This is a genomic window from Streptomyces sp. WG7 (genome assembly GCF_049975785.1).
Classification (GTDB): domain Bacteria; phylum Actinomycetota; class Actinomycetes; order Streptomycetales; family Streptomycetaceae; genus Streptomyces.
Genome location: NZ_JBNGGE010000124.1, coordinates 1 through 2,849, shown reverse-complemented (window position 1 = coordinate 2,849; position 2,849 = coordinate 1). Strand labels below are relative to the sequence as shown.

The following is a 2,849-nucleotide window of genomic DNA, read 5'->3' as shown; positions in this document are numbered from 1 at the left end:
CGTCCCAAGGTGGACGCGGCCCTCCACCTGCACGACCTCACCCGGCACCTCGACCTCGCCGACTTCGTCCTCTTCTCGGGGATCGCCGCGGCCCTCGGCGCGCCCGGGCAGGCAAACTACGCCGCCGCCAACGCGTTCCTGGAAGGCCTCGCGGAGCGGCGCCGAGCCCAGGGTCTGGCGGCCACCGCCCTCGCGTGGGGCTTGTGGGCCCCGCAAGTGGGCGGCATGGCGACGCACCTGGACGAGAGCGATCTCCAGCGCATGGCCAGAGACGGCGTGGGCGCTCTCTCGAGCCAGGAGGGCCTTGCCCTCTTCGACACCGCGCTGTCCGTCGGCGCCGCGGTGCTGCTGCCCATGAAGCTCGACGTCGCGGTCCTGCGCGCTCAGGCCGGCGCGCCGGCACCGCTGCTGCGCGGCCTCGTGGGGGCCCCGGCCCGCCGGGCTGCCGCCGGCACCGGCACCGGTGGGGAGGAGGGCCTGCGGCAGCGGCTGGCCGCGCTCGCCCCGGGCGAACGCGACCGCGTCCTGCTCGACCTCGTCCGCAAGCAGGCCGCCGTCGCCCTCGGCCACCTCGGCCCTGCCTCCGTCGAGCCCGGACGCTCCTTCAAGGAACTGGGCTTCGACTCCCTGACCGCCGTCGAGCTGCGCAACCTGCTCGCCGCCGCCACCGGCCGGCGCCTGTCCGCCACGCTCGTCTTCGACTACCCGACGGCCACCGCGCTCGCCGGACATCTGCGCGACGAACTCATCGGCGACCTCACCGACGGGACCGCCGGCCCGGCCGGGACCGCCCTCGCACCGGCCGGAGCGCGAACGGCCGTCGCGGACGACGACGACCCCATCGCGATCGTCGCCATGAGCTGCCGCTACCCGGGTGGCGTCCGCGGCCCCGAGGACTTGTGGCGGCTCGTCGAGAGCGGCGGCGACGCGATCTCCGGCCTGCCCGCCGACCGTGGCTGGGACACCGCCGAACTCCTCGCCCACGGCGACACGCGGAGCTTCCAGGGCGGCTTCCTCTACGACGCCGACACCTTCGACGCCGACTTCTTCGGGATCTCCCCGCGCGAGGCGCTGGCCATGGATCCGCAGCAGAGGCTCCTCCTGGAAACCGCCTGGGAGACGATCGAACGCGCGGGCATCGACCCCGCCACCCTGCGCGGCTCCCGCGCGGGCGTCTTCGTCGGCGCCGCCTACACCGGGTACGACGCACAACTGGAGCAGTCGGGCACCGACGGGGTCCTCGGCCACGTGATGACGGGCAACGCGGGCAGCGTGATGTCCGGCCGGGTCTCCTACGCGCTGGGGCTGGAGGGCCCGGCCGTCACCGTCGACACGGCCTGCTCCTCCTCGCTCGTGGCACTGCACTGGGCAGCGCAGGCGCTGCGGCAGGGCGAGTGCTCCATCGCGCTGGCGGGCGGCGTCACGGTCATGTCCACCCCCTCCACCTTCAGCGAGTTCAGCCTTCAGGGCGGCCTCTCGCCCGACGGCCGCTGCAAGGCGTTCGCCGCCGCCGCCGACGGGACGGGGTGGGGTGAGGGCGTGGGCATGCTGCTGGTGGAGCGGCTGTCCGACGCGCGCCGCAACGGGCACCCGGTCCTCGCTCTGGTGCGGGGTTCGGCGGTGAACCAGGACGGTGCGAGCAACGGCTTGACGGCGCCGAACGGTCTGTCGCAGCAGCGGGTGATCCGGCAGGCCCTGGCGAGCGCCGGGCTGTCGACGGCTGACGTGGACGCGGTGGAGGCGCACGGCACGGGCACCCGTCTGGGCGACCCGATCGAGGCTCAGGCCCTGCTGGCGACGTATGGTCAGGGCCGTTCGTCCGAGCGCCCGTTGCTGCTGGGCTCGATCAAGTCGAACCTCGGGCACACGCAGGCCGCCGCCGGTGTCGCGGGCGTCATCAAGATGGTCATGGCGATGCGGCACGGGGTGCTGCCGCGGACGCTGCACGTGGACGAGCCGACCTCGCACGTCGACTGGTCGGCCGGGGACATCGCCCTGCTCACCGAGCAGCGGGAGTGGCCGGAGGCCGGACGCCCGCGTCGGGCCGGCATCTCGTCCTTCGGCATCAGCGGCACCAACGCCCACACGATCATCGAGCAGCCCCCGGTCGACGTCGTGGAGGCCGTCGAGCCTCCCTCGCGGGCGCCCGGCGTCCTCCCGTACGTCCTGTCGGCCAGGACCACCGAGGCCCTGCGCGACCAGGCCCGGCGGCTGCTGCCGGTGGTCGAGTCCGGCGTTTCCGAGCGCCCCGCCGACCTGGCCCACTCGCTGGCGACCACCCGGGCGGCCCTCGACGACCGGGCCGTGATCGTCTCCGGCGACACCGAGGGACTGAAGGCCGCCGTCCTGGCACTGGCCGAGGGGCGGCAGACCCCCGGTCTGGTCAGGGCGAGGGCCAACACCGGCTCGCTCGCCTTCCTGTTCACGGGCCAGGGCAGCCAGCGCCTGGGAATGGGCCGGGAGTTGTACGGCGCGTACCCCGCGTTCGCGGAGGCGCTGGACGCGGCCGGTGAGCGGCTGGGCCTGGGGGCGTTGTTCGGGGATGACGCGGAGGCGTTGGACCGTACGGAGTCCGCGCAGCCTGCGCTGTTCGCGCTGGAGGTCGCGCTCTTCCGGCTGCTGGAGAGCTGGGGTGTGATGCCGGACTTCGTGTCCGGGCACTCGATCGGTGAGATCGCCGCCGCGCATGTGGCGGGGGTGCTGTCGCTGGATGACGCTTGTGTGCTGGTGGCGGCGCGTGGGCGGTTGATGCAGGCGCTGCCCACGGGCGGTGTGATGGTCGCGCTGGAGGCGTCGGAGGACGAGGTCCTGCCGCTGCTGGACGAGCGGGTGAGTGTCGCGGCGGTGAA

At 74.0% G+C, this 2,849-nt stretch carries 1 protein-coding gene; it reads left to right on the top strand.

Annotated features, from left to right (window positions below):
* Positions 1-2,849, top strand: a 2,849-nt coding sequence (locus ACP4J0_RS38295; RefSeq protein WP_426604039.1) for a beta-ketoacyl synthase N-terminal-like domain-containing protein, incomplete at both ends; no start/stop codon positions are given.